Raw genomic sequence first — 23412 nt, 5'->3', positions numbered from 1 at the left:
GGTGCAAAGCAGCACGGCGACCGCGACCGCGGGACTCCGACGGCGCGCCGACCTGCCCGGGTTCATCGGACGAACCCGCGCAGGAACGGCAGCACCACGGCCGCGACCTCATCGGCCTTGTCCTCCATGAGCGCGACCGCGCCACCGTCGATGACGGCCCGCTCAACAGCGGCTGCCGAGACCAGATTTCGCCCCAGACGCTCCAGAGCCGGCAAAGCGAACGGGTCGGCTCCCGCGCCGAGGAGCAGAACGGGTGCACGCACCTGCCCGATCCGCTGTTCCCTCTCGTACCGCGCGCACGCCAGGTGACCTCCACGCGGATCGACACCAGGGGCCAAGGCGTCCGGGACGAACCGGGCGAGCAGGCCAGTCGCCGCTTTCGGGTAGTACGGGCGCCGCTGCTCCCACCACGCGAACCGATGGCCGCCACCCGGGTCACGAGCGGCGTCGTCGACACCCGGACCATCCACGTGCGACGCAGGGTAGCCCGCGGCCGCCCACGGCCTGGACGACAGGACCACGGCCGTGACACGGTCGGGCGCCGCGGCCGCCAGCTCGACCGCCACCACGCCGCCGGTGTGGTGACCGACCACGGCCGCGCGATCCACCCCGAGCGTGTCGAGCGCCGCGAGCACGCCCCGGGCGTAGTCCCCGATGTGCTGCGGACCGGGTAGCGGCGTGCTGTTGCCGAACCCCGGCGTGTCGAAGGCGATCACCCGGTGGTCCACGGCCAGCAACGGCCGGAGTTCGCCGAATTCGTCGGGCGAGCGCGGGGTCTGGTGCAGCAGCACGGCCGGGCCGGTGCCCTGCTCCGTGTAGCGCACCGGCCCGCCGGGCACCGTGGCGTAGCCATATTCCACCGTCGTCATGCGGCTCCCTGCGTGGTCGGAGGACGTGCCGGGAGTGTTCGCCCTCACCGCCGGTCGAGCCACGCCCGCGGTCCGCCTACCGAACCGCGCCACCAGACCGTTTCACGACGGTGGGGACCGGAAACGCGCAGCAACGGACGACGATCTCAGCTGGACCCGGATCTTTCCGGGTGGTGATGGTCACTGCTCGTTCCGGGCCGGCGAGGATCAGCTCGGGCTCCGAATGTTCGTGCTCGGCCAGCAGCGCCAGCGTCGGCGGTGCCGCGCGTGGTCGCCCGGGCACGCGCCGGTCGCCTGGCCGCGCTCGACGGCGTCCACGTGCTTCCGGAAAGGTCGCCGGGACGCCGCCGGTCTAGCTCCCGACGGTAATCGGCCGTACGACGCTCCGCCGCACGACTCTGAGAGCCGGTCAAGTCCGGCTGACAGGCTGGCACCACCGGCGTGGTGGCGGCAGTGCCGACGGGTGAGGTTCTCCCGCGAGCACACCGCATACGTCCGGCTCATGTACCGCCCCGAGTTGTCCGAGACGACGAAGGGACATACGGCCGCGACCCACGCACGGGAGGGGATGAAGCTGGTCACCGACGCGGTGCCCCCGTTCGTCTCCGTCCACCGTGATCGACCCACTCCGCCGCCGTTGGCGCTACCATGGAAAGTCCGGCTGCGCTGACGCCGCGTCAGCAGCAGACGTGCGTCCCGCCCCCCGGCGGTGCCACCGGAAGCAGCCGATACCGGCGGAGGACCGATGACCACCGCGACTTCCCGACGCCCGCGCCGATGAGGCGCCCCACGGCACCACCACTGCCCGAGACCGGCTTCGACCTCACGCGCGACCAGCGCTACCACGGTGCCCGCGTGGTGGCATCGGCGGCGAACGACGCCGAGGACTGCGCCTTGCTGCTCGCCGTTCTCGGCCTCGAACCGGCCGACGGCATCGCGGAGCCACCACCGCTCCCGCGTTCCGGCCCGCCAGGCGGGTGAGCACCAGGACCGTCCACATCGGACGCGCCAGGCGCGGCTCATGGTGCAGCAGGCCGAGCGTCTCGGTGTCGGCGAGCACGGCGAACTTCCGGTAGCTGCCGCCGGCCGCGACATCCAGGCCAGCCGACGCAGCGCAGGTGAGCTGGTCCGCCTCGCGCGCGAGCCGGCCTCCGACGTGTTCCATGACGGCCACGCCGTCGACCTGCCGGCCGAAGAGCATCCCGGATACCGGCCAAAGCGGCCGGAAGACCCGCCCAGCCCCGATGGTCGCCGATTGATCCGTCCACAAGTGACGGACTCCGGGGAACACTGTCAGCCGGTCGGTGTCGCAGTGATGCAGGCACCGACCGGTAACGGTCCCCCGGCGTCAGGCAGTCCCGAGCTTGTTCACCGCATTCGTTCGGGAATGGCGTCCATGGTGTGCAGGAGCCGCACCGCGTGCGCCTGGCAGGCGTCGTCGGGCAATTCCGTGTTGTCCTTCAGGACGTCCCGCACCTGCTTGACCCGCACGTCGTACCGGGAGACAAAGGCGGCATCCGTGGTCATGATCTGTCCTCCATCGGTTCGCCGTTCCCGCCGACGCAAACGCATCCGCGGTGGAAGCCACCCGCCACAGCGGCCGTGCAGTAGCGGCGTGCGATCACGTCATGGGAGTCCTGGCCGTGCGGGCAAGCCGCGCAGGCGATTCCGGCCGTGCCGCTCGTTCCCGTGTCGACGGTGCGGGGCTTCACCTCGGTCCTGGTCATGACGGCGAAGTCTGTCGCCTGGTCCGCTGGTGCGACGACGGCGTCGCTGTCCGGGCGATGTCGGACGACGGTGCCGGGGTGTACACCGGCGGCAGGAACAAGCTCCCGTACCGGGCGTCCTGCGGCGTGGCGAGTGCTCCGGGCCGTGGTTGCCCGGCTTCGGGATGGCTGAACAACGAAGTGCCCAATGTGGAAGTGATCATCGGAGGTCCTTTCCGGTGCCGTCCGTGGACGGCGTGAATCAGGCGCGAAGCGGTACGTCGCCGCCCGTGGCGGATTCGGGCACCGCGGCGGCGGTGAGGGCGTGTTGCGCGACGTCGGAATCGGTGTCCGGCGCGACGACCAGCAGGGTCAGCCGGTGCCGGTCCCAGCCGACCACCGTCAGGGTCCCGCCCTGCTGGGACCGGAAGCCTTCGAGCCGGACCGCGCCGTCGTCGACGGTGAGCCGCCGGGCCGGTACCGGCCAGTCCGCGAGGTGGTAGGTGACCCGGTCGATCCGCCCCAGGCGGGCGGTCATCGCCGCGAGCAGCGCGGGCAGCTCGGCGGACAAGTCACGGGTGCGGGGCCACCACGCTCCGTCGGCGTTGCCGGTTGCGGGCCCGGCCGGTTTCAGCCGCAGGCGAGGTGCGGTGGATGGGGTGGATGGGGTGGTGCTCGGGACCGACGGCATGTCGGCGCTCCCGTCCCCGGCTGGGGCTACCGGCCGGATTGGGGCCGAGGACGGCGCAGGCTTGACTACTCGCGCACGAAATGCTCTCGGACATTGCCCAGCGTACACGACGACCGCACCGGGTGTGTCAGAACGGGGTTCTAGCAAAGGGGCCACCGTGCACCAGCTCAGCCTCGGCGTCATCGGGCGTTCCCGCAAAGAGAACGAACGGCGGCTGCCGGTCCACCCGCACGACTTCGACCGGATCGACGCCGATCTCCGCGAAACGATCTACCTCGAACACGGCTACGGCGAACCCTTCGGCGTGCCCGACGAGCGGCTGGCTGGCGCCGTCGCGGGACTGCGCACGCGCGCAGATCATCGCCGAGTGCGACGTCGTCCTGCTGGCCAAGCCCCTGCGGGAGGACGTTGCCGAGCTGCGGCCCGGTCAGGTGCTGTGGGGCTGGCCGCACTGCGTGCAGGACACCGAGCTGACCCAGCTGGCCATCGACCGGCGGCTGACCGTGATCGCCTTCGAGGCGATGAACCACTGGCGGCGTGACGGCTCGTTCGGCCTGCACGTGTTCCACAAGAACAACGAGCTGGCCGGCTACTGCTCGGTGCTGCACGCGCTGCAGCTGAACGGGTCGACCGGCGACTACGGCCGCCGGCTGCGCGCGGTGGTGATCGGCTTCGGCGCGACCGCGCGCGGCTCGGTGACCGCGCTGAACGCCCACGGGATCCACGACGTCGACGTGCTCACCGCTCGCGGGCTCAGCGCCACGCCCTGACCGAGCATGGCCGGGTGCCGCTGGCCGGGTTCCTCGCCACGCACGACATCGTCGTCAGCTGCGTGCTGCAGGACACCGACGCGCCACTGACCTTCCTGATCGAAGACGACCTCGCCGCGTTCACCCCCGGCAGCCTCATCGTCGACGTCTCCTGCGACGAAGGCATGGGCTTCAGCTGGGCCCGGCCCACCACGTTCACCCGGCCGATCTTCCCCCTCGGCAACGGCATCACCTACTACGCCGTCGACCACAGCCCGTCCTACCTGTGGAACTCGGCAACCTGGGAAATCAGCGAAGCCCTGCTCCCCCACTTACGGGCAGTCCTTTCCGGACACTCCACATGGGACGAACACGAGACCCTCCGGCGCGCCGTCGAGATCCGTGACGGCGTGATCCGGAACCCCGCGATCCTGTCCTTCCAGCACCGCTCACCGGAATACCCGCACCACCGCCGGTGAGCGGCCCGCGGCGACACGGCCCGGATGCCGACAGCTCCGAGGAGACGCCGGTGGCGTCGAATCCGGTGAGCTCGGCGATCTTCCCGTCGACGACGTGCAGGGCGGCGAACAGCCGGCACTCCGGGTCGTCAGGGGTGCTTCCGCGCCCGCATCCGGTACCCGCGCGTCGGCACGCCGTGGGTCCCACCAGCAGCCCCGGAACGACAGCAAGTGAAACCAGCTTTTCCTGCCGTGATCGCCCGGAACACGATCAACTGCCACCTCGCACCGGATCGCCGACTGCGGCATGATTCACGAGGTGCCGGGAGGTGGCTGCCCTTCACCAACGACTACCTCCGCGACCACGAAGACCACGCCGGCCACGAACCGTCCTGTCCGACCAGCACCTCACCAGCTGGCGCCTCCTCATCCGCGGCCTCCCCGAGGATGCGCTTGCCGTGCTCGGACGGCCGGAGCGCGCGAGTTCGCCGATCGTGACCTGAGGCCCATTCGGCGCTCCGCTGCCGAGTGCCGCCCCGTGACGAGCGCGGTCCACCCGTCAGGCCGAATCGGCGCCAGCGCCCTCTTCTGCCAGGCCTGCGTACCCATCCGGTGGCTAGACGGGATCGTCGGACCGGCTGCGGTTCAGGAAGTCGGTGAGGTGGTGTCGCAGCTCAGCGATGTGGCTGTAGCTCGCGGATGAATGCCTTGGCCGCGCCGACGCCGTCGGTACCGCGTGGCGAAGTCCGTGGCCGCCGGAGAACGGTCGGCGAGCGACAGCGCCAGCTCCTCGCGGGTGACCTTCCCCAGATTCCGCGACGGCCGGACCCGGCAGGATGCCTCAAGCGAGAGCCGACTTCCGCGGCCCGGCGGCCCCGTCACCCGGCGGGCCGCCAGGTGAGTTGCTTGGCGGAACTGGCGCGGTCAGGTTCAGACGGCATTGCGCGGGTTCACCGCCGCTGCGCGGGGCTTGGTCCGTGCGGCCTACGAGTCCGGCTCCAGCCGCCGATTCTCGGGGCGCTCGCACCGTCGAACGCGAATAGATCGGATGTACCGGGGGCCTCCGCTGCCGCGCGAAGCGGCCACGCCCAGCGGTCGAGAGCTAACCCGTGCAGCACGGTCACGTTTCTATTTTTGCACATCAGCCCTCACAGAGAGCCGCTGGAGCGCTCTCGCGACGCTCCTTGACGACCGTTCCCGCCTCCTGCATAGTCTCCCCAGACATCGGATGTCCTGGATGTGTTGGGGACGTCTGTGGATGCCTGGTCAAGGAGGACCTGATGCCGAACCGCCGCCTTCGGTGCATCGTCGTGTCAGCTGTCGCCGTGCTGGGAGGGACACTCGCTGTCGCCCCACCCGCCGTGGCGAGCGGACCGCCGCCGATGGCGGTGTACGCCGCTCCGGGCGCGGACGCGCCGCCCGGCAACCCGTGCTCTCAGCCGCAGCCTTGTTCGCTTCCTCAGGCACAGCAGCGGGTCCGGCACCTCCTCGGCACCGGCGTCGGCAAGAACCGCGACATCGTCGTGAAGCTGGCCGGCGGCACCTACTACCTCGACACGCCGCTGGCGTTCGGCCCGCAGGACTCCGGCCGCGACGGCCACACCGTCACCTGGGAGCCCGCCAGCTCGGCGCCGGTGACGATCAGCGGAGGCCGGGCGCTGCGACCGAAGTGGCAGCCCTCCGCGCCCGGCAGCAAGGTCATGACCGCGACCGTCCCGTCCGGGCTGGACTTCGACGGCCTGTTCGTCAATGGGCAGCGCCAGATCCTGGCCCGCTATCCGAACTACGACCCGAACGCCGCCCGGCTCCAGGGCTCGACCTCGCTGGCCCGCCTGAACGAGGAATCCGCCAAGTGGTCCGTCCCGTCGACCGCGCTGGTCCGCGCGATGCACTGCGGCGATTGGGGCTCGGTCTCGTTCACGGTCAGCGGACGCACCGGCGACGGGCTCGACCTGCACTACGTCGGCGACAACAACCGGCCCCAGGACTGCGGGCTGGCCAAGGGCGACGGGCCCGGCCGGGTCGGGCCGGCGATGGCCGAAAACGTCAAGGAGGAACTGGACGCACCCGGCGAGTGGTTCTACGACCGCAAGACCGGCGAGCTGCTCTACTACCCGCCGGACGGCACCGATCTTTCCGCCGCGACCGTGGAAACCGCCGAGCAGGACCAGCTGCTCACCCTGACCGGAAATTCGGCGACTGACCCGGTCCACGACATCGCGATCCGCGGCCTGCACTTCACCCAGACGCACCGCACGCTGTTCGACAGCACCTTCGAAAGCATCGCCAAGGGCGACTGGTCCGTGGTCCGCAAGGGCGCGGTGCGGCTGAAGAACGCGGCGGACGTGTCCGTCTCCGGCTCGTTCTTCGACCAGCTCGGCGGCAACGGCGTCTTCCTGGACGGCTACAACCGGCAGGACACCGTCAGCGACAACAGGTTCGACGCCGATGGCGCCTCCGACGTCCAGATCGTCGGCTCGCCCGGCGCGGTGCGCGACTACTCCGGCAACTACTTCGAGAACGTCGCCGTCACCGACACCGCGGCCGGTCCGAAGACCGATGACTATCCCCGCGACATCCTCGTGCGGAACAACGTCATGAAGGACATGGGCCGCTTCGAAAAGCAGTCCTCCGGCGTCAACATCTCGATGAGCGCCGACGTGACGGTGGACGGCAACACCATCTCCGACAGCCCGCGCGCCTGCCTCAACATCGAGGACGGCACCTGGGGCGGGCACGACATCAAGAACAACGACCTCTTCGACTGCGTCGAGGAAACCGGCGACAACGGCTCGATCAACGTCTGGGGCCGGGGCCGGTTCTGGGCCTCCTCCGGCAACAACAGCCTCGCCCCCGGCACGAGTTTCGACGGGTCCACCGGCACCGCGCTGACCGACGCGCAAGCCGAGAAGATGATGAAGCTCGACGTCGTCACCCCGATCACCATCCGGCACAACCGGTTCTGGCACGGCGGCGACTGGGCGATCGACCTGGACGACGGCTCGTCGAACTTCCGCTTGCTGGACAACCTGATCCTCAAGGGCGGCATCAAGCTGCGCGACGGCTACGACCGCACCGTGCGCAACAACCTGCTGGTGGACGGCTCGGTGTACGAGCAGGTCAGCCACTCCGACTGCGGCGACGTGATCGAGCACAACATCACCCTCGGACCGCAGGCGTACAACAACGTCCTGAACAACCCGGCCACCGCCAAGTACGGCATCGACAAGAACTTGTTCTGGAACAGCGGCTACCCGGTGTACGTCAACCCCGACGGCAGCGGCAACGAAGCGCTCTCCGCCGACGGTGCCAGGATCAACGGGCAGTCGGCGTGGGTCCGGGCCGGCATGGACACCCATTCGCTCGTCGCCGACCCCAAGTTCACCGCCGCCGACCCGCTCGGCAGCTACGACTTCACGGTCGCCGCCGACTCCCCCGCCGCCGGCCTCGGCTACCAGGGCTTCCCGATGACCGGCTTCGGCGCCCGCGGCGCGGCGCTGCCGCCCAAGGCAGTCTTCCCGTACGGCCCCGGTTCCGGCGGCACACCCGGCAACGGGCTGATCGTCCAGCCGGAAATGCTGATGGGCGCCACCGCGACCAACATCCCGTCGCTCGCCGTGCAGTCGTCGCTGGGCCTGACCAAGCCGTACGGCCTGTACCTGCCGACCGTGCCGCAGGCCAGCTACGCCGCCCAGAACGGCCTGGTCTCCGGTGACGACATCACCGCGATCAACGGAACGGAAGTCACCGACGACCGCAACACGTTCTGGTTCGCCTACAACAAACTGGCCCCGGGCGCCCCGATCACGCTGGCCGTGCGCCGCGGCCAAGCCGACGTGACGCTGCACCTGGCCAAGACCAAGGAAGCCGAGCAGCTCAACGACACCTCCGGCGTCGTCTACACCAACACCGGAAACCCGCCGACCGGCTGGATCTGGCGCGGCGCCGCGGCCGGCGGTGGCGGGTCCTACCTCGACGACATCTGGGCCACCCAGAACATCGGCGACTCGTGGAGCCTCACCTTCTACGGCACCGGCATCGACATCATCTCCGAAACCAACACCGACGAAGGAGACGTCGACCTGACCCTCGACGGCGCGGCATACCACACGATCAGCTTCGTGACGCCGGAACGGATCTACCAGTCGACGGTAGCGAGCATCTCCGGCCTCCAGCCCGGCGTGCACACCATCACCGGCACGATGAAGAACGGCAGCTACCTGATCGTGGACGCGTTCCGGACGCATCCCTGACCGGCCCGTTCCGGAAAGTGCCGTGCGCTCGCCGGCGCACGGCACTTTCCGTTCCCAGATCACGTAAGCGGCCCACCGCTGCGCAGCTGGTCCAGTCTTCGGCGGCCCCTCGCCAAGCGCGGCGGCGAACGCTGAACAGCCGCAACGCGCCGTGCATGCCCCGGCGGCCAGGTCCGGCCGTCCGCACTGAGGGCCAGGGCGTCGACCGTTCCGGATGTGCCGCGCCGGTCTGGAGCCCTTCTGCCCGGGCAGGTCGCGATCGTGGTGACACGTGATCGGATGATGGTGGTGTGCGGGAGGGCCTCCGGGTTCGGTGTGGATTGCGGCATCCGCACCGGCTGTCCTCGAGGCCCTCGTGACCCACGCTAACGCACCCCTCACCCCGACTGGCAGACTCCGCCTGGCCCGCTGCGTCGTCGAGGACGGCCGGCCGCTACGACGGGCCGCGGAACCGTTCCAGATGTCGGTCTGCGCCGCCGCCCGATGGGCCGGCCGCAACCGCGACCTCGGCGAACCCGAATTGGCCGCCCGGTCCAGCCGCCGCGCACCCAGTCCCGGCCGGTGGGGACCGACGCGGACCGCCTACCTGCTCGGCCTGAGCCTCTCCACGGTGCACGCCGCCGGGCGCCGCAACAGCGGTCAACGTGGCCACGGCTATGCCTACCCGCACAACGCCGTGGACGATCACTCCCGCCTGGCCTACACCGAAATCCTGGCCGATGAGACCCGGGGACCGCGGTCGCGTTCTGGCCCCGAGCCAGGCATTCTTCGCCGGCTGCGGCATCACTGTCCGAACAGTGCTGACCGACAACGGCGCCTGCTACCGCTCACGTCTGTGGCGCGACACGCTGCGCGACGCGGCGATCGACCCGAAACGCACCCGGCCCTACCGCCCGCAGACCAATGGCAAGGTGGAGCGGTTCAACCGCACCTGCTGAAGGAAAGGGCCTACGCCCAGCTCGACCGCACCGAAACCCAACGACGCCAAGCCCTGCCACACTGGCTGCACACCTACAACCACCACCGCGGCGACACCGCACACGCGGGCCACCCACCGGCCAGCCGCGTCCCCGACCTCACAGGCCAGTACAACTAGAGGGCCGGCGGTGACGTGCGGACGTGGAAGGTGCGGCGGATCCTGCGTCGGCGTCGGGTCAGCAGGGGGTCCCGAGGGTCTTGCCCAGGTCGGTCCACTCGCGGGTTCCGGCGGCGTTGACGATCACCAGCCGGTCGACGAGGTCGGTCCCGTTGGGACCGCAGAGATTCTGGCGGGCTTGCTGGCTCCTCTTGTCTTTGAGGAATGCCTCCACGGCGGGACGGATGCCCCCATACATCATTCCCGGCCCGACGGAGGGCTCCAGTCCGATCACCAGGACGCGCTCGAAACCCGGCGGGCACTTCTCGTCTGAGCCGTTCTTCCGGCCGTTGAGCTGCTCGGCCCCGTCGCGCATGTCCGGGCCAGACCACGCAGGCCCTTGACGGTCTTGATCTGGACGCAGCGCTTGACCGGCCTGCCGTTGTCGGTGCCGGTACAGATCTCGTCGTCCAGGTACGGTTTGCCGTTGTCGTCGGTGTACTTCCCGTCGTACCGGACTCGCGTGGTGGCCGGGTGCTCCGGCTTCGCTGACCCGCCTGCGCAGATCGCCGGAGTTCTGCAGCCTGCCCGAGCTGACGGCCTTGTCCCAACGAACATCGGCTCCAGCAACGACTTCCACCACCCACCGAGCCCTGCGGTGGATGCGGGCCCGGCCCGCACCCACCGCTTGCCCGGCACGGTCGCCTGCGTCCGGGTGCTCGCTGCCCTTCGCGGCTCCTTCACCCCGGTGGGGCGCCCGGCGGTCCGGTCAGCCGATGACGGCAGTGACCTCGGCTTCGACCAGGATCCCCGGCTCGAAGAGAATTTCGACGCCGATCAGCGACGCTGGCGGCGCGGTGATGTCCAACTCCTTCGCCGCCTGCTCGACGCCGGCGTTGAACGCGTCGTACATCTCCCGCTTCCAGCCCGCCGCGTACCAGGTGAAGCGGACGACGTCGGCGAACGTCGCCCCCGCGGCGGCCAGTGACTTCGCCACGTTGCGGTACACCTGCACGACCTGCCCGGCCAGGTCGCCGGGCGCGACCAGTGTGCCGTTCTCGTCCCAGGCCACCTGTCCGGCCACGTGGACCTGCTCGGAGCCCGTCGCCACCGCCACGTGGTGGTAGAGCGGAACCCGGACGTGGCCGTCGGGGTTGATCAGGGAAACCGTCATCACACACTCCTTATGACTTCACGCTTGAAGTAACTCCACTGTGCAGCACTTCAAACGTGAAGTCAAATGCGCGCGGTACAGTGCGCCGGTGGCCACAGATCCGGAGCCTCGCTGGCTCGATGCAGCGGAAAAGGACGCCTGGACCGGGCTCATCTCGATGGCTCTGCTGATGCCCGGGCGCCTCGAAGCTCCACTGCACCAGGAAGCCGGCCTGACGTTGTTCGAATATATGACACTGAGCCAGATCTCTGAGGCGCCCGCGCGCACGATCCGCATGAGCGAGCTGGCCTACCTGACCAACGGCTCGCTGTCCCGGCTGTCGAACGTCGTCAAACGACTCGAAAACCGAGGCTGGGTGACCCGCGCACCGGACCCCACGGACGGCCGTTACACCCTGGCCACGCTTACCGGCCCCGGCTACGAGGTCCTCGCCGCAGCGGCCCCGATCCACCTGCGGACGGTACGGGAGCTCGTACTCGATCCCCTCGACAAGGCCGATCGCGAGGCGCTGGCCCGGATCGCCGCGAAGCTCCGCACTCTCCCGTCCGACTACCGTCAAAACCCGCGCTGATCGGGGTGCCACCGACCCGGCGCGGCCGAAGGCATCCCTGCTCACAGCGTCATAGCGGACGCGTGGCGCCTCAGACCTTCGACCAGCCACGTGAAGTCGCGAGCCGACTTGACGGACCGTAGTGCCGAACGAAGCCGCTCGTCAGTGCGGGCGCGTCACAGGACACGAACCTGCAACGTCGGCACGCGCCGGTGCACCGCGGGTCAGAATGATCGCTCCGGAGTGGACTCGGGAGGAGCGGTCGGGCGATGGGGTGGGTCTGGGTGGTCGGCGCCGTGGTGGTCGTCGTCGCGGGGAGCACTGCCGTGGCGGTGCCCTGGTGGCGCGACCGCGCGCTGCGGCGGCGCGTGGCCTGGTCGGCCGCTCGGGCGGCGATCGGCAGCGCCGCCGTGAGCCGGGACGCGGCCGGTGGCCGGGACGCCGAAGCCGAGCAGCTGCTGGCCAGGGCCGAGACCCTGGCCGCGGGGCACGGCGGGGTGCGGGCGGCCCGGGCCGCCCGCGACTGCGCGCACCGCGCCGACACCCGGTGGCGGGCGGTGACCGGTGGCTGAGCGGCTGCGCGGCCCCTGGCCACGGTGGATCCTCCTGGCCGTCGCGGTGGCGGTGCTCGTGGCGTTCATCCTTGCGCAGCGGCAGAGCGCGCAGGTCAGCTACGCCCAGGCGCCGGCCGCGGCCGACTCGATCCCCGAAGGCAGCGCCGGGGAGCTGAGTGGGGCCACCGTGCCCACGGCCCAACAGCTGACGGCGATGGTCAAGACGAACCCCGTCGTCCGGCTGCCCGGCTCGATCGCCACCTGGGACGAGCGGCCGGTGCGAGCCGCGATCGGGACCGCGGACGTGCGGATCCTCGTCGCCCCGCCGGGCCTCGCCGAGGACGCGCGCGACCGTCTGCGGCAGGTCGACGCCGCGACCGTCCGGGTGCTCGGCACCGAGGTCACCGGCGGCGCCTACCAGGCGAGCGCCGACCGGGCGAGCGAGTGGCAGCGCCAGTTCGCCACCGGCGACGTCACCGGCCCGCTGACGACGCTGATCGCCGCGCTGAACCACCAACCCTCCCCCGCCGACCCGCCCGCGCTCGCCCGGCGCGACCCCACCCCGGCCGAGCTCGCCACCGTGACCGGTGAACTGCGGCGTGCCGGCCACTACACCGCGCCCGGCGCGTCGCTGACGGACTTCCCCGGGAGCACGCCCGCGTTCGGCGGCACCCAGCCGCTCTACGTCGCGCTGCCGCAACAGCCGGCCGGGCAGCCCCTGGTGCACTACGGCCCGGCGCTCGCGGCGGCGTTCCCCGGCCGGCCGGTCGTCGTGCTCTACGGCTCGTGGATCGAGTACGACGGCCCCGCGGCGGCGGAGTTCGCCGAGGTCGCGACGGCCAGCTTCTACGGCCAGTTCGCCGATCGCCTCAGCCGGTACGCTTACCCGCAAGGCAACGTGCTCGGGGCCTACCTCGACCGCGTCACGGCCATCCGGTACGCCGGGCTCTTCGACCGGCCGTTGCCGTACACGCCGTTCGACCCGCTGCGGGTGGCGCTGCCCGCGCTGCCCTGGATTTTCGCCGCCTGCGCGCTGGGCTTCCTTGTCCTCTCGGCGCGGGCCGTGCTGCGTCCCGGCCGCCGCGCGCTCCCGGGCCGGTCGGCCGTGCCCGGCAGGCTGGCCGGGTTGACGGCGCTCGCCGTCGAGGTCTCCGGGCTCACCGACGGGCCGTCCGCCGCTTCCCTCACCCGCGGCATCACGCAGCTGACGGCCGCCCGCGAGGCGTTCGGGGAACGCCTGCCGGACAAGCACGTCCGCGGCCTGCTCGACGCGGCGGAGGCCGAACTGGACACCACAGCAAAGCTGCTGGGCCGGCCCGACTACCGGCCTGCGATGTACCTGCAGGGGAGGCTGGTGTGAGTCGGGCGATCCGGTTCTTCGGCACCGCGTTCGGCGGCGCGGTGCTGGCCTGCCTGGCGCTGGCGGGCTGGGCGGTGTGGTCGGCGGGCGCCTTCGACGGCCCGGTCGCCCGCCAGCTGCGGACGTCGTCGGTGTACGCGGCGCCCGGGATCCGGCTCGACCAGGCGGCCGCCGAACGCGTCGTGGGCAACCGGCGGCTCGTCGTCGCCTTCCTCGAGCCCGGCGCGGACCTCTCGGCCGCCTGTTCGGGTCTCGGGAACGCCGCGGACGGCACGCTCGCGCTGATGCTCAGCCGCGACGGCGACGACTACGAGAAGTACGGCTGCTCGCGGTTGCCCGGCGACGACGCCGGCACCTTCGGCAAGTCGTTCGTGTCCGAGCAGCTGATCGGCAACGGCGTCGACGGCTTCACCGACCGGCCGCTCGACGCGCTGAAGGTCACGGTCGTCAACTACGACCTGCTGGTGAAGGCGGGCACCGTGCCCGACGGGGCGCGCACGGTCAGCCCCTCGCTGCCGCGCTACCTGGTCGCCGTGACCGCGGTGACGGCGGTCCTGCTCGGCGCGGCGGCCCTGTACCTGGCCGGGCGCCGCGCCGCGCGCACCGCCGTAGCCCGCCGCGAACGGCGCGACGCCGCCGACGACGCCCACGCGAAGCTCGCCGCCGCGGCCGCGGTCCTGGCCCAGGAGATCATCGACCTGGACACCCGCTACACCCGCGGAACACGCACGGCCGAGAGCAGCTTCGCGCGCGGCTACCGGCGCCTGGTCGCCGACTACGCAGCCCTGCTGCCCGAACTGTCCGACCCCGGCGCGGACGTACCCAAGCTGACCCGGCGGGTCGAGGAGATGCTGCGCCGCTCCCGCAACCTCGCCGCCGCGCGGCCGCGCCGGACCGCGGAGAGAACATCCCGGTGACCCGCCCCTTTCTCGCCGCGCAGCGATCCGAGCAGCACGACCCGCCACCGGCGAGCCGGGCCGGCCCGCAAATTCAGCCTGACCGGCTCGGCCACGGCAGCCGCCGACCACCCAGCGGGACACCGTCTCGGAGTATCCGGCAGCGCGGCGACAACCCCTGCCCCACCAGCAAACCGGTCACGCGGCCTGCGCTCGACGCAGCCTGCCGCGACCGGTCACGCTCGGCCCAGCGGACCACCGCGGGAACAGCCAGGCCGGTCGGGGCGAAGACGCCCCCGGTCCAGCCCGGAGTGCCCAGGTGATGCACAGCGCGATCAGCACCGCCGGCCCCAGCGTCACGCCGAGCCCCAGTCCCCTCCCGAAGAGCCCTTGGTACTGGCGGACCGCGTGCAGTGTGAACGACAGTTCGAAGCCGCCCGCCGCCTGCCAGAGTTCGCCGATCGTGTGCACGACCACCGCGGCCGGCAGGAGGACCAGGGCCAGCCACGTCGGCGCGCCCGCCATGGCCGCGATCGCCACGCAGGCGGCGAAGACCGGATGGGCCGACAAGCACGATGGTCGCCAGTCAGGCGGCGGCACCATCAGCAAGGCAGAAGGGCGTATCTGGCCGGCCGAACCGTCCGGCGTGGCTCGACCGATCCCGTGGTCAGTTGGTACCTCCGCGAGTGTCGGAGTGTCGATCGCGGATGAGCGCAGCTGACTCAGCCGGAAGCGTGATAGATCCCGATAGAACGGTCGGCACCCGACGCTGGACACCGCTCGTCTGCGACTGCGCCCCTTCACCCACGCTGACGCGGATGCCCTCTTCGCGTTGCACAGCAGCGCCTACGTGTTGCGCGGATGCCTGAAGCTCCGGCGCCGTTGCGGGCGTGGTCTTTAGCGCCTTTGCTACCCCGCTTGGACTCGAGCCAAGAACTCTCCGGTTAACGCAGTCAAGTCACCGCCAGGCAGGCCGGACACCTGGTCGACGGGCACGTCCCGCGGGGGTGGAAGGTGATCTCGAACGGCCGCGAGGGCCCGCCCGGCACCTGGACCGAGCCGAACCCGGTCGCGAGCTACCTGACGACGATCGCGATCGGCAAGTTCAGCGTCGACCGCTCGACCCTGCCGGACGGCACGCCGGTGGTTTCGGCGTACGCGCCGGGTGCCGACGCCCGGCGCGCGATCGGTGGCAGACTGCCCGAGGTGCTCGGGTTCCTGACGAGCAAGTTCGGGCCGTACCCGGTGAACGTCGGCAGGACCGGCGGCCGCCGCTCCCCCGCGCCCGGATGCTCCTCCGGCGTGCACATGGCGAACGGCTCGCGGTGGCTGTCCATCGGCTCTTCGTAGCGCACCGCGATGCCCGGCGGTAGGGCAACGGACCTCGTGCCCGCAGGCGTCTTGGTCCGGCCCTTCTCGGGCCGCGGGCCACCCACGAGATCCACGTCCCCCCGGCACGCCGGGGCCCGGCTTGTCAGCCGCCGACCATGACGACGGTGTCGTCCACTGCCGCCCTTGTCGTGCGGAACCGGTTGACCGGGTGGGATGTGTCGGCGTAGCCGAAGGACACCGCGCACACGACCAGCCGGTCGTCCGGGAGCCCGAAGTGGCGCCGCACGTGGCCGGCGTACATCGCGATGGCTGCCTGGGGAATCGTGGCCACACCGAGTGACCGGGCCGCCAGGAGCAGGTTCGCGACGTAGCCACCGCAGTCGATCGCGCCGTACGTTCCCTGGTCGCGGTCCGTAGTCACGATCGCCACGTGGGGCGCTCCGAAGAACTCGAAGTTCTTCAGCCGTTGCCGCACGCGGGCGTCCCAGTCCTCCTTCCGGATTCCCAGGCTGGCGTAGAGCGCGTACCCGGCGGCCGCCGCCGATCCCGGTAGACGCCGTGGTAGCCGCTCGGCATGCCCAGGTCCGGCGCCTCTTCGTGGGTCTTCACGTACTCGGTCAGGCTCTCGGCGAACCGCCGGGTCGCGTCGCCCTTCGTCACGTGGACCTGCCAGGGCTGGGTGTTGCACCAGGAGGCCGTCTGCTGCGCGATCTCGAACATCTCGCGCATGACGTCGTCCGGCACCTGGTCGGGCAGGTACGCCCGGCAGCTCCAGCGCTCGCTGACCAGCTTCCTGAAGTCCATGCCACCCAGCCTAGCAAATAATATATTTTATTCGGACAGATTCTCGGTGAAGAACGGCACTGCCTCCTCGACGGCCCGCTTCACGTACTGCGGCACGTCGTAGAAGTCCATGTGGGTGCCGCCGTCGACGACCACGAGCTTCTTCGGCGAACGCACCTTCGCGTGCAGCTCGGTGGTGTGCCACAACGACCCCGCCTCGCTGCCCGCGACCATCAGGACCGGCTGCGTCAGCAGGTCCTCCACCAGGTGGAAGGCGTCGAACGCGAAGATCCGCGAGATGCTCTTGGTGAACAGCTTCTTGTTCTGCGCGTTGGGGTGCTGCGCGCGCGGCGTCAGGTAGTAGTCGTGCGCCTCGACCATGTCGCGCGGGGTGTTCTCGTCGGTTTCCGCGGGCACGTACGGGATATACGCGGCGTCGGCGCCCCCGGCCTCGGCCGTGCGCTGCTGGGCGGCGGCTTCGAGGGTGGGCACCGCGGCGGAGTCGGCGTCGGTGCCGAACCAGCCCTTGCGGTACGCGCTGCCGATGTTGACGGCGCTGACCGTGGTGAGGGCCTTGATCCGGTGGTCGGTCATGGTCGCGCTGACCGCGTACCCGCTGCCGGCGCAGATGCCGAGGACGCCGATGCGCCCCGAGTCGACGTAGTCCAGCGTCTGCAGGTGATCCACCGCGGCGCGGACGTCTTCGACGCGGGCCGCCGGGTCTTCCAGGAAGTGCGGCTCGCCGCCGCTGTCGCCCTGGTAGGACGCGTCGTAGGCGAGGGCCACGAAACCCCGCTCGGCCAGCTTGCTCGCGTACAGGCCCGCGGTCTGCTCCTTCACTCCCCCGCCGGGGTGAACGGTGACGATCGCGGCGTAGCTGCCCTTCGGGTCGAAACCCTCGGGCAGGTAGAGGTTCCCGGCCATGGTGATCGGGCCGTTGGGGAAGGTGATGGCCTCCACGGTCACTCCTTGTGTCGTCGGTGGTGGTTCGCCTTCCACCCTGCGGCGGTTCACGTGCGCGTGGCAGAGGCCGCCTATCGGGGGTACCGCCAGCCCCTGCATCGACGCCCGGAGCGGGCTTAGGCTCGGGTCATGGAGATCGCCAAGGACATCAGGGAGTTCCTGATGACGCGCCGCGCGAAGATCACTCCTGAGCAAGCCGGGCTCGTCGCCGGTGGCCGCCGGAGGGTGGCGGGCCTGCGCCGCGAGGAAGTCGCGAGCCTGGCCGGCGTGAGCGCCGAGTACTACGTCCAGATCGAGCGCGGGCACGTCGCCGGCGTCTCCGACGAGGTCCTGCACGCGATCGCCACCGCCCTGCAGCTCGACGACGTCGAGACGGCGCACCTGTTCGACCTGGCGCGCGCGGCCACCCGGCGCAAGCGGCCCACCCGGGCGCGGCCGTCGGTGCCGGAGAGCGTCCAGGCGCTCCTGGACTCGATGGTGACCGCCCCGGCGATCGTCCAGAACGGGCACCTCGACATCGTCGCCGCGAACGCGCTCGGCCGGGTGCTCTACGGCGACGTCTTCGCCCGCGCGACCGGCGCGCCGAACCTGGCGCGGTTCATCTTCCTGGACGGCCGGGCGGACGAGCTCTTCCCCGACTGGGCGAAGGCCGCCGACGACTCGGTGGCGCTGCTGCACGTCGAAGCGGCGCGCTCGCCGTACTCGAAAGCGGTCACCGGCCTGGTCGGCGACCTGGCGACCCGCAGCGACGAATTCCGCACGCGCTGGGCCGCCCACGACGTGGTCGCCCACCGGCGCGGGACCAAGCGGTTCCGCCACCCGGTGGTCGGCGAGCTGACGCTGCGCTTCGAGGCCCTGGAGGTCACGAGCGCCGCGGGGCTCACCCTGATCGGCTACACCGCGGAGCCGGGCTCGCCGTCCGCGGAGGCCCTGCAGCTGCTGGCGAGCTGGACCGCGACCGAGATCGCCCCCGAAAAGGAACGCCATGACCTGGGACAATGACGTGCTCGACCGCCTCGGCTCGACGCCGGAGCTGCACATCACGAGCCTGCGGGAGGACGGCACCGCCCGCCGCTGGACACCGATCTGGGTCGTCCGTGTGGGTGACGAGCTGTACATCCGCTCCGCCTACGGTTCCGAAGGCGGCTGGTACCGCAATGCGATGAAGAACCGGGCCGCGCGGATCCGGGCGAACGGCGTCGAGACCGACGTGACCCTCACGCCCGAGCCGTCGGCGAACACCGAGGTCGACGCCGCCTACCGGGCCAAGTACCGGAGCCAGCCGAGCTCGCTGGAGCCGATGCTCGCCCCGGCGGCGGCCGGGTCCACCGTGCGGCTGGACGCCGCGGGCTGAGCGTGACCACTCCGAACGTCCGGCGCGAGGTCGCTCCGCTCGAACTCTTCTTCGACCTCGTCTTCGTCTTCGCGGTCGGCCAGCTGACCCACCACCTGCTCGCCCACCTGGGCCGGCGGGGCGCCGCCGAGACGCTGGTGGCGCTGGTCGCGGTGTGCGGCGTCTGGACGTTCACGTCCTTCGAAGTCACCCTGCTCGACGTCGAGCGCGGCGCGACCCGGGTGATCACGGTCGTGGTGATGGGCCTCGGCCTGTTCATGAACGCGGGCATCACGCGTGCGTTCGCCGGGGGCCCGTGGCTGTTCGCGGTCCCGATGCTGGTCGCGCTCGTCGGCCCCGGCGGTTACGCGGCGCTCGCCGCACCGGACGCGGAACTGCGCCGGCACTTCGCCCGCGTGCTGCTCTGGTTCGCCGTGTCCACGCCGCTGTGGGTCGTCGGCGCCGCCGCCGACCCCGAAACCCGGCTGTGGTGGTGGGCCGCCGCGGCGCTGGTCGACCTGGCCGGTACCTGGACCGCGCACCCTTTCCCGGGCCGGACGACCGCCACCGAGCGGATCGAGTTCGACGCCCGGCACATGCTGGAGCGGATGCGGCTGTTCCTCATCATCCTGCTCGGCGAGACGGTCCTGGCGCTGGGCCGGGTGCTCTCCGAACACACCCCGGAGGTCCTCACGGTGCTGGTGGCCGTCGGCGGCTTCGCGTCGCTGGTCGGCCTGTGGGCGGTCTACTTCGGACGCTCCGAGGAACAGGTCGAACAGCACACGGAAGCCGCCGAAGACCCGGTCCGGTCGGTCCACATCGGGATGAACGTCCTCTACGGCGTCCTGACCGGGCTGGTCACGTTCGCGGCGGGGATCGAGCTGGTCCTCGCGCACGTCCACGACGCGCGCGCCGGCGTCGGCGGTGCCCTGGCGCTCGCCGGGCCCGCGATCTACCTGCTGTCCCAGACGATCTACTTCCGCGTGGAGACCGGAACCGGCTGGCGCCCCCGCGCGATCGGCACCGGAGTGCTCGCCGTGGCGGCGGTGGCCGCGTACTGGCTGCCCGGCTACGCCGTGGTCGCGCTCCTGGTCGTGGTCCTCGCCGCCCTGGCCGCCGCCTTGCGGAATCAGTAGGACCGCGGCAGACCGAGGACCTGCTGCGACACGTAGTTGCGCACCATCTCCTGCGAGAACGGCGCGTTGCGCAGCAACCGGACCTCTCGCCACAGCCGTTCGATGTGGTACTCCTTCGCGTACGCGTAACCACCCAGGGTCGAGAACGCGCGATCGCACGCCTCGAACCCGGCCTCCGCGCCGAGGTACTTCGCCGCCGCCGCTTCCGGTCCGCACGGCTGTCCCGCGTCGAACAGCTCCGCCGCCCGCATCGCCATGCCCTCGGCCGCCTCCAGCCGGATCCACGAGTCGGCCAGCGGGTGCGCCACGGCCTGGTTCTGCCCGATCGGCCGGTCGAACACGACGCGGTTCTTCGCGTACTCGGTGGCCAGTTCCAGCGCCGCGCGGCCGAGGCCGACACCTTCGAGCCCGACCACGATGCGCTCGGGGTTGAGCCCGTCGAGCAGGTAGTAGAACCCCTTGTCCACCTCACCGACGAGCCGCTCTTCGGGCACGAACAGGTCGTCGATGAACAGCTCGTTCGTGTCGATCGCCGCCCGGCCGAGCTTGTCGATCTCCCGCACCGCGATGTGCGCGCGGTCCATGTCGGCCAGGAACAACGACATGCCCCACAACGGCTTGTCCTCGCGACGCGGGGAGGTCCGGGCCAGCAGGAGGATCTTCTGCGCGTTCTGGGCGTTGGTGATGAACACCTTCTGGCCGTTGACCTTCCAGCCGCCGTCCACCTTGACGGCCTTGGTCTTGATCCGCGACGTGTCGACACCCGCGTCGGGCTCGGTGACACCGAACGCCATCAGCAGCTCGCCCGACGCCAGCTGCGGCAGGAACTCGCGCTTCAGCTCCTCCGAGCCGTACTTGACGACCGGCGCGGGCGGGAAGACGTAGAAGTGGATGGCCGAGCCGCCGCTCATCCCGGCACCCGACGACGAGATCTCCGTCATCATCGCGGCGGCTTCCCGCAGGCCCAGGCCGATTCCGCCGTACTCCTCCGGGATCATCGCGCCGAGCCAGCCGCCGGCGGCGAACGCCTTGACGAAGTCCCACGGGTATTCGTGCTTGCGGTCCTTGTCCAGCCAGTAGTCGTTGTCGAACTTGCGGGCCAGCTCGCGGGTGGCCTTCCGGACGATCTCGACCGTGCTTTCGGTGTCCGTCATCGTTTCTCCTGGTCTTCGGGGATGGCCTCGAGCGGGGTCGACGGGTCCAAAGAGGACAGATCGCCCACCGGGGATCCGGTGAACCGCGCCCGGATCGCGCGGCGCATGATCTTGCCGTTCTTGGTCTTCGGCAGCGTCGCCACGACGTGCACTTCAGGGGCGAACGACCGCCCGGCGTTCGCCAGCGCCGTCGCGCGCAGATCGTCGAGGTCCACTGACCCCTTCACCACCACGAACGCGACCGCGCGCTGGCCACGACGTTCGTCGGGTGCGCCGATCACCGCGGCTTCGGCGATCCGCTCGTCGCGCAGCAGCGCGGCCTCGATCTCGGCCGGGCCGACCCGGCGGCCGGCGAGCTTCAGCGTGTCGTCGGAACGACCGTGGATCAGCCACGAGCCGTCAGCGTCCACACTGGCCAGATCGCCGTGGACCCACACGCCGTCGAAGCGCGACCAGTACGTCTCCAGGTACCGCTCCCGGTCGTGCCAGAACGCGTGCGTCATGCCGGGGAACGTGTTCCGCACGGCCAGCTCGCCGATCGCGCCGGTCACCGGCTTGCCGTCGTCGTCCAGGACGGCCGCGTCGACGCCGGGCAAGGCGCCGGTGAACGCCGCGGGCGCGGCGGGCAGGAACGGGTAGCCGACCAGGATGCCGCCGCCGACCTCGGTGCCGCCGCTGTAGTTGACGATCGGCACGCGCCGCTTGCCGACCTGGTCGAACAGCCACCACCACGTCGGCTCGTCCCAGGCTTCGCCGGTGGAGACGAACGACCGCAGCGTGCTCAGGGTGTGCGACGGCGTTTCCGAAGCCGCCCGCAGTGCCCGGGCCGCCGTCGGCGCGATGCCTTGCACGGTGACGCCGTTGCGCTCGGCGACGTCCCACAGCCGCTCCGGCGTGGGATGCGTGGGCAGGCCTTCGGCCATGACGATCGTCGCGCCCAGCTGCAGCGGCCCGGTGATGAGCATCGGGCCGACCAGCCAGCCGAGGTCCGTGATCCAGCAGACGACGTCGTCGGCGTGGGTGTCGAAGCCGTATGCGAAGTCGGTCGCCGTCTTCACCGCGAAACCGCCGTGTGAGTGCACGATCCCCTTGGGACGGCCGGTGGTGCCCGAGGTGTAGACGATCGTCAGCGGGTCGTTCGACTCGGTCGGCGCGGTCTCGACCGGCGGTGCTTCGCCGAGTTCGTCGAAGTAGACGTCCCGGCCGGCCCGCATCGGCACGTCGGTGCCCAGGTGCCGGACGACGACCACCGTGCGCACGTCCGGCGCGTCCTCGAGCGCGGCGTCGGCGGTCGCCTTGAGCGGGACCTCCTTGCCGCGCCGGGTGGTGCCGTCGGCGGTGATGAGCGCGACGGCTTCGGAGTCCTGCAATCGGGTCGCCAGGGCGTCGGCCGCGTAGCCGCTGAAGGCGGGCACCGAGATGGCGCCGAGCTTCGCGACCGCCAGGAACGCGACGGCGGCTTCGGGCACCACGGGCATGAACAGCACGACGCGGTCACCACGGGACACCCCGAGCGCGGCCAGGTTGGCGGCGAACCGGCGCACCTGCGCGTCCAGCTCGGCGAAGGTGAGCGTCCGGCGCTGCCCGGAGTCGCCTTCGTAGACCACGGCGAGTTTTCCGGGTTCGCCGCGCACGGCGAGGTCGGCGACGTTGATCCGGCCGCCGGGGAACCATTTCGGGAACGGCTTGCCCGCGGACTCGTCGAGCACGCGCTCGAACGGCGTCGTGAAGCCGATGTCCAGGTCCTCGACGACCGCGCGCCAGAACCACTCGGGGTCCGCGATGGCCCGCTCGTTCAGCTCGGTGACGTCGGCGATGCCCCACTTCCGCAAGGCGGCCGGCAGCCTGCTGCGTTGCCGGACCGCGTCGTCCGGTACCCAGGCGAACTCAGGCATGCGCCGCGACCGGCTTCTTCAGCATCAGGCCCGCGCGCAGGGCGTCGCAGACGATCTCGTCGCGCTGGTTGAGCCCGAGGTGGCGGAACATGACGATGCCGGAGTCGCCGCGGCTCTTCGACTCCCGCTTGCTGACGATCTCGGTGCGCACGTGGATCGTGTCGCCGTGGAACACCGGCTTGGGGAACTTGATCTGCTCGAAGCCGAGATTGCCGAGCGTGGTGCCCTGCGTGGTCTCCGGCACGGTGACCCCGGAGACCAGGCCGAGGATGAACAGGCTGTTGACCAGCCGCTGCCCGTAGATCGAGTTCTTGCTGTACTCGGCGTCCAGGTGCAGCGGGGCGAGGTTGAGCGTCATGACGCTGAACAGCGTGTTGTCGGCCTCGGTGACCGTGCGGCGGGTCGGGTGGTCGATGACCATCCCGGGCTCGAACTCTTCGAAGTACAGACCTGGCATGGCGGGGTTCCCTTCTCGGTGGAG

General features: G+C 70.8%; 25 protein-coding genes and 2 pseudogenes. 13 read left to right on the top strand and 14 right to left on the bottom strand.

The window, feature by feature from the left end:
* Positions 1-62: 62 nt before the first annotated feature.
* A complete protein-coding gene (locus tag BT341_RS24095) occupies positions 63-869 on the bottom strand; it encodes an alpha/beta fold hydrolase (protein ID WP_072478435.1) in 807 nt (268 codons plus the stop codon).
* 777 nt (positions 870-1646) lie between these two features.
* Between BT341_RS24095 and BT341_RS24090 the strand changes: the two genes are divergently transcribed.
* Positions 1647-1850: a hypothetical protein gene (locus BT341_RS24090; RefSeq protein WP_072478434.1), complete on the top strand. Its 204-nt coding sequence runs from the start codon at positions 1647-1649 to the stop codon at positions 1848-1850.
* Between the two features lie 387 nt (positions 1851-2237).
* Here the strand turns inward: BT341_RS24090 and BT341_RS45470 are convergent, their stop codons facing one another.
* The 4 genes from BT341_RS45470 to BT341_RS46685 all read right to left on the bottom strand — a co-directional run bounded on the left by BT341_RS45470 (position 2238) and on the right by BT341_RS46685 (position 3657).
* A complete protein-coding gene (locus BT341_RS45470) occupies positions 2238-2396 on the bottom strand; it encodes a DUF6307 family protein (protein ID WP_177328887.1) in 159 nt (52 codons plus the stop codon).
* A complete protein-coding gene (locus BT341_RS45980; protein ID WP_072478433.1) occupies positions 2393-2596 on the bottom strand; it encodes an RGCVC family protein in 204 nt (67 codons plus the stop codon). The genes BT341_RS45470 and BT341_RS45980 overlap by 4 nt, the downstream gene beginning before the upstream one ends.
* Positions 2597-2837: 241 nt before the next feature.
* On the bottom strand, positions 2838-3266 hold the full coding sequence (locus BT341_RS24075) for a DUF5994 family protein (protein WP_072478432.1): 429 nt from the start codon (positions 3264-3266) through the stop codon (positions 2838-2840).
* Between the two features lie 127 nt (positions 3267-3393).
* On the bottom strand, positions 3394-3657 hold the full coding sequence (locus BT341_RS46685; RefSeq protein ID WP_245805088.1) for a hypothetical protein: 264 nt from the start codon (positions 3655-3657) through the stop codon (positions 3394-3396).
* Positions 3658-3721: 64 nt separating this feature from the next.
* Between BT341_RS46685 and BT341_RS46680 the strand changes: the two genes are divergently transcribed.
* The 4 genes and pseudogenes from BT341_RS46680 to BT341_RS24060 all read left to right on the top strand — a co-directional run bounded on the left by BT341_RS46680 (position 3722) and on the right by BT341_RS24060 (position 9822).
* Complete coding sequence (locus BT341_RS46680) at positions 3722-4036, top strand: Rossmann-fold NAD(P)-binding domain-containing protein (protein ID WP_245805087.1); 315 nt, start codon at positions 3722-3724, stop codon at positions 4034-4036.
* A gap of 14 nt (positions 4037-4050) precedes the next feature.
* Positions 4051-4494, top strand: coding sequence for a Rossmann-fold NAD(P)-binding domain-containing protein (locus tag BT341_RS46675; RefSeq protein WP_245805086.1), 444 nt, complete (start codon positions 4051-4053; stop codon positions 4492-4494).
* 1259 nt (positions 4495-5753) lie between these two features.
* Complete coding sequence (locus tag BT341_RS24065) at positions 5754-8726, top strand: PDZ domain-containing protein (RefSeq protein ID WP_084742983.1); 2973 nt, start codon at positions 5754-5756, stop codon at positions 8724-8726.
* A 355-nt stretch (positions 8727-9081) separates the two neighbouring features.
* Positions 9082-9822, top strand: a pseudogene (locus BT341_RS24060) (DDE-type integrase/transposase/recombinase).
* A gap of 58 nt (positions 9823-9880) precedes the next feature.
* Here the strand turns inward: BT341_RS24060 and BT341_RS24055 are convergent.
* Positions 9881-10177, bottom strand: coding sequence for a hypothetical protein (locus tag BT341_RS24055; protein WP_072478430.1), 297 nt, complete (start codon positions 10175-10177; stop codon positions 9881-9883).
* A gap of 393 nt (positions 10178-10570) precedes the next feature.
* Positions 10571-10975, bottom strand: a complete 405-nt coding sequence (locus tag BT341_RS24050; RefSeq protein WP_072478429.1) for a RidA family protein — start codon at positions 10973-10975, stop codon at positions 10571-10573.
* Between the two features lie 88 nt (positions 10976-11063).
* Between BT341_RS24050 and BT341_RS24045 the strand changes: the two genes are divergently transcribed.
* The 4 genes from BT341_RS24045 to BT341_RS24030 all read left to right on the top strand — a co-directional run bounded on the left by BT341_RS24045 (position 11064) and on the right by BT341_RS24030 (position 14356).
* On the top strand, positions 11064-11546 hold the full coding sequence (locus BT341_RS24045) for a MarR family winged helix-turn-helix transcriptional regulator (protein WP_072478428.1): 483 nt from the start codon (positions 11064-11066) through the stop codon (positions 11544-11546).
* A 248-nt stretch (positions 11547-11794) separates the two neighbouring features.
* Complete coding sequence (locus tag BT341_RS24040; RefSeq protein ID WP_072478427.1) at positions 11795-12097, top strand: DUF6403 family protein; 303 nt, start codon at positions 11795-11797, stop codon at positions 12095-12097.
* Positions 12090-13439 (top strand): hypothetical protein, encoded by a 1350-nt coding sequence (locus BT341_RS24035; protein WP_072478426.1) that lies wholly within the window; start codon positions 12090-12092, stop codon positions 13437-13439. The genes BT341_RS24040 and BT341_RS24035 overlap by 8 nt, the downstream gene beginning before the upstream one ends.
* Positions 13436-14356: a hypothetical protein gene (locus BT341_RS24030; RefSeq protein ID WP_072478425.1), complete on the top strand. Its 921-nt coding sequence runs from the start codon at positions 13436-13438 to the stop codon at positions 14354-14356. The genes BT341_RS24035 and BT341_RS24030 overlap by 4 nt, the downstream gene beginning before the upstream one ends.
* Positions 14357-14533: 177 nt before the next feature.
* Here the strand turns inward: BT341_RS24030 and BT341_RS24025 are convergent, their stop codons facing one another.
* Positions 14534-14905: a hypothetical protein gene (locus tag BT341_RS24025; protein WP_072478424.1), complete on the bottom strand. Its 372-nt coding sequence runs from the start codon at positions 14903-14905 to the stop codon at positions 14534-14536.
* A gap of 420 nt (positions 14906-15325) precedes the next feature.
* Here BT341_RS24025 and BT341_RS44455 point away from each other — a divergent pair.
* Positions 15326-15580 (top strand): annotated as a pseudogene (locus tag BT341_RS44455) (M1 family peptidase); the annotation flags it as partial.
* A gap of 229 nt (positions 15581-15809) precedes the next feature.
* On the opposite strand, the gene BT341_RS47375 reads toward BT341_RS44455, so the two are convergent.
* The 3 genes from BT341_RS47375 to BT341_RS24010 are packed head-to-tail and all read right to left on the bottom strand — an operon-like array spanning position 15810 to position 17410.
* Entirely contained in the window at positions 15810-16142 is a 333-nt protein-coding gene (locus BT341_RS47375) for a nitroreductase (RefSeq protein ID WP_218177769.1), read from the bottom strand.
* A complete protein-coding gene (locus BT341_RS47370; RefSeq protein WP_218177768.1) occupies positions 16127-16471 on the bottom strand; it encodes a nitroreductase family protein in 345 nt (114 codons plus the stop codon). The genes BT341_RS47375 and BT341_RS47370 overlap by 16 nt, the downstream gene beginning before the upstream one ends.
* Positions 16472-16498: 27 nt before the next feature.
* Positions 16499-17410: an alpha/beta hydrolase gene (locus BT341_RS24010; RefSeq protein WP_072482158.1), complete on the bottom strand. Its 912-nt coding sequence runs from the start codon at positions 17408-17410 to the stop codon at positions 16499-16501.
* Between the two features lie 132 nt (positions 17411-17542).
* Between BT341_RS24010 and BT341_RS24005 the strand changes: the two genes are divergently transcribed.
* Genes BT341_RS24005 through BT341_RS23995 form a run of 3 tightly spaced genes read left to right on the top strand, consistent with a single transcriptional unit; the run spans position 17543 to position 19882 of the window.
* On the top strand, positions 17543-18415 hold the full coding sequence (locus BT341_RS24005; RefSeq protein ID WP_072478422.1) for a helix-turn-helix domain-containing protein: 873 nt from the start codon (positions 17543-17545) through the stop codon (positions 18413-18415).
* Positions 18399-18767, top strand: a complete 369-nt coding sequence (locus tag BT341_RS24000) for a DUF2255 family protein (RefSeq protein ID WP_072478421.1) — start codon at positions 18399-18401, stop codon at positions 18765-18767. Before BT341_RS24005 ends, BT341_RS24000 begins: the two co-directional genes overlap by 17 nt.
* A gap of 2 nt (positions 18768-18769) precedes the next feature.
* On the top strand, positions 18770-19882 hold the full coding sequence (locus tag BT341_RS23995; protein WP_218177766.1) for a low temperature requirement protein A: 1113 nt from the start codon (positions 18770-18772) through the stop codon (positions 19880-19882).
* Here the strand turns inward: BT341_RS23995 and BT341_RS23990 are convergent.
* Genes BT341_RS23990 through BT341_RS23980 form a run of 3 tightly spaced genes read right to left on the bottom strand, consistent with a single transcriptional unit; the run spans position 19876 to position 23388 of the window.
* Positions 19876-21036 (bottom strand): acyl-CoA dehydrogenase family protein, encoded by a 1161-nt coding sequence (locus BT341_RS23990; protein WP_072478419.1) that lies wholly within the window; start codon positions 21034-21036, stop codon positions 19876-19878. The genes BT341_RS23995 and BT341_RS23990 overlap by 7 nt on opposite strands.
* Complete coding sequence (locus tag BT341_RS23985) at positions 21033-22931, bottom strand: AMP-binding protein (protein WP_072478418.1); 1899 nt, start codon at positions 22929-22931, stop codon at positions 21033-21035. Before BT341_RS23985 ends, BT341_RS23990 begins: the two co-directional genes overlap by 4 nt.
* Positions 22924-23388: a MaoC family dehydratase gene (locus BT341_RS23980; protein ID WP_072478417.1), complete on the bottom strand. Its 465-nt coding sequence runs from the start codon at positions 23386-23388 to the stop codon at positions 22924-22926. Before BT341_RS23980 ends, BT341_RS23985 begins: the two co-directional genes overlap by 8 nt.
* Positions 23389-23412: the final 24 nt, after the last annotated feature.

Source organism: Amycolatopsis australiensis (assembly GCF_900119165.1).
Taxonomy (GTDB): domain Bacteria; phylum Actinomycetota; class Actinomycetes; order Mycobacteriales; family Pseudonocardiaceae; genus Amycolatopsis; species Amycolatopsis australiensis.
This window is presented reverse-complemented; position numbering and strand designations above follow the sequence as displayed.

Bases quoted from the DNA above. Each gene is read 5' to 3' on its own strand.
- BT341_RS24095 (WP_072478435.1), bottom strand. From the start codon at position 869: ATGACGACGGTGGAATATGGCTACGCCACGGTGCCCGGCGGGCCGGTG.
- BT341_RS24090 (WP_072478434.1), top strand. From the start codon at position 1,647: ATGAGGCGCCCCACGGCACCACCACTGCCCGAGACCGGCTTCGACCTC.
- BT341_RS45470 (WP_177328887.1), bottom strand. From the start codon at position 2,396: ATGACCACGGATGCCGCCTTTGTCTCCCGGTACGACGTGCGGGTCAAG.
- BT341_RS45980 (WP_072478433.1), bottom strand. From the start codon at position 2,596: ATGACCAGGACCGAGGTGAAGCCCCGCACCGTCGACACGGGAACGAGC.
- BT341_RS24075 (WP_072478432.1), bottom strand. From the start codon at position 3,266: ATGCCGTCGGTCCCGAGCACCACCCCATCCACCCCATCCACCGCACCT.
- BT341_RS24065 (WP_084742983.1), top strand. From the start codon at position 5,754: ATGCCGAACCGCCGCCTTCGGTGCATCGTCGTGTCAGCTGTCGCCGTG.
- BT341_RS24055 (WP_072478430.1), bottom strand. From the start codon at position 10,177: ATGCGCGACGGGGCCGAGCAGCTCAACGGCCGGAAGAACGGCTCAGAC.
- BT341_RS24050 (WP_072478429.1), bottom strand. From the start codon at position 10,975: ATGACGGTTTCCCTGATCAACCCCGACGGCCACGTCCGGGTTCCGCTC.
- BT341_RS24040 (WP_072478427.1), top strand. From the start codon at position 11,795: ATGGGGTGGGTCTGGGTGGTCGGCGCCGTGGTGGTCGTCGTCGCGGGG.
- BT341_RS47370 (WP_218177768.1), bottom strand. From the start codon at position 16,471: ATGGACTTCAGGAAGCTGGTCAGCGAGCGCTGGAGCTGCCGGGCGTAC.
- BT341_RS24005 (WP_072478422.1), top strand. From the start codon at position 17,543: ATGGAGATCGCCAAGGACATCAGGGAGTTCCTGATGACGCGCCGCGCG.
- BT341_RS24000 (WP_072478421.1), top strand. From the start codon at position 18,399: ATGACCTGGGACAATGACGTGCTCGACCGCCTCGGCTCGACGCCGGAG.
- BT341_RS23990 (WP_072478419.1), bottom strand. From the start codon at position 21,036: ATGACGGACACCGAAAGCACGGTCGAGATCGTCCGGAAGGCCACCCGC.
- BT341_RS23985 (WP_072478418.1), bottom strand. From the start codon at position 22,931: ATGCCTGAGTTCGCCTGGGTACCGGACGACGCGGTCCGGCAACGCAGC.
- BT341_RS23980 (WP_072478417.1), bottom strand. From the start codon at position 23,388: ATGCCAGGTCTGTACTTCGAAGAGTTCGAGCCCGGGATGGTCATCGAC.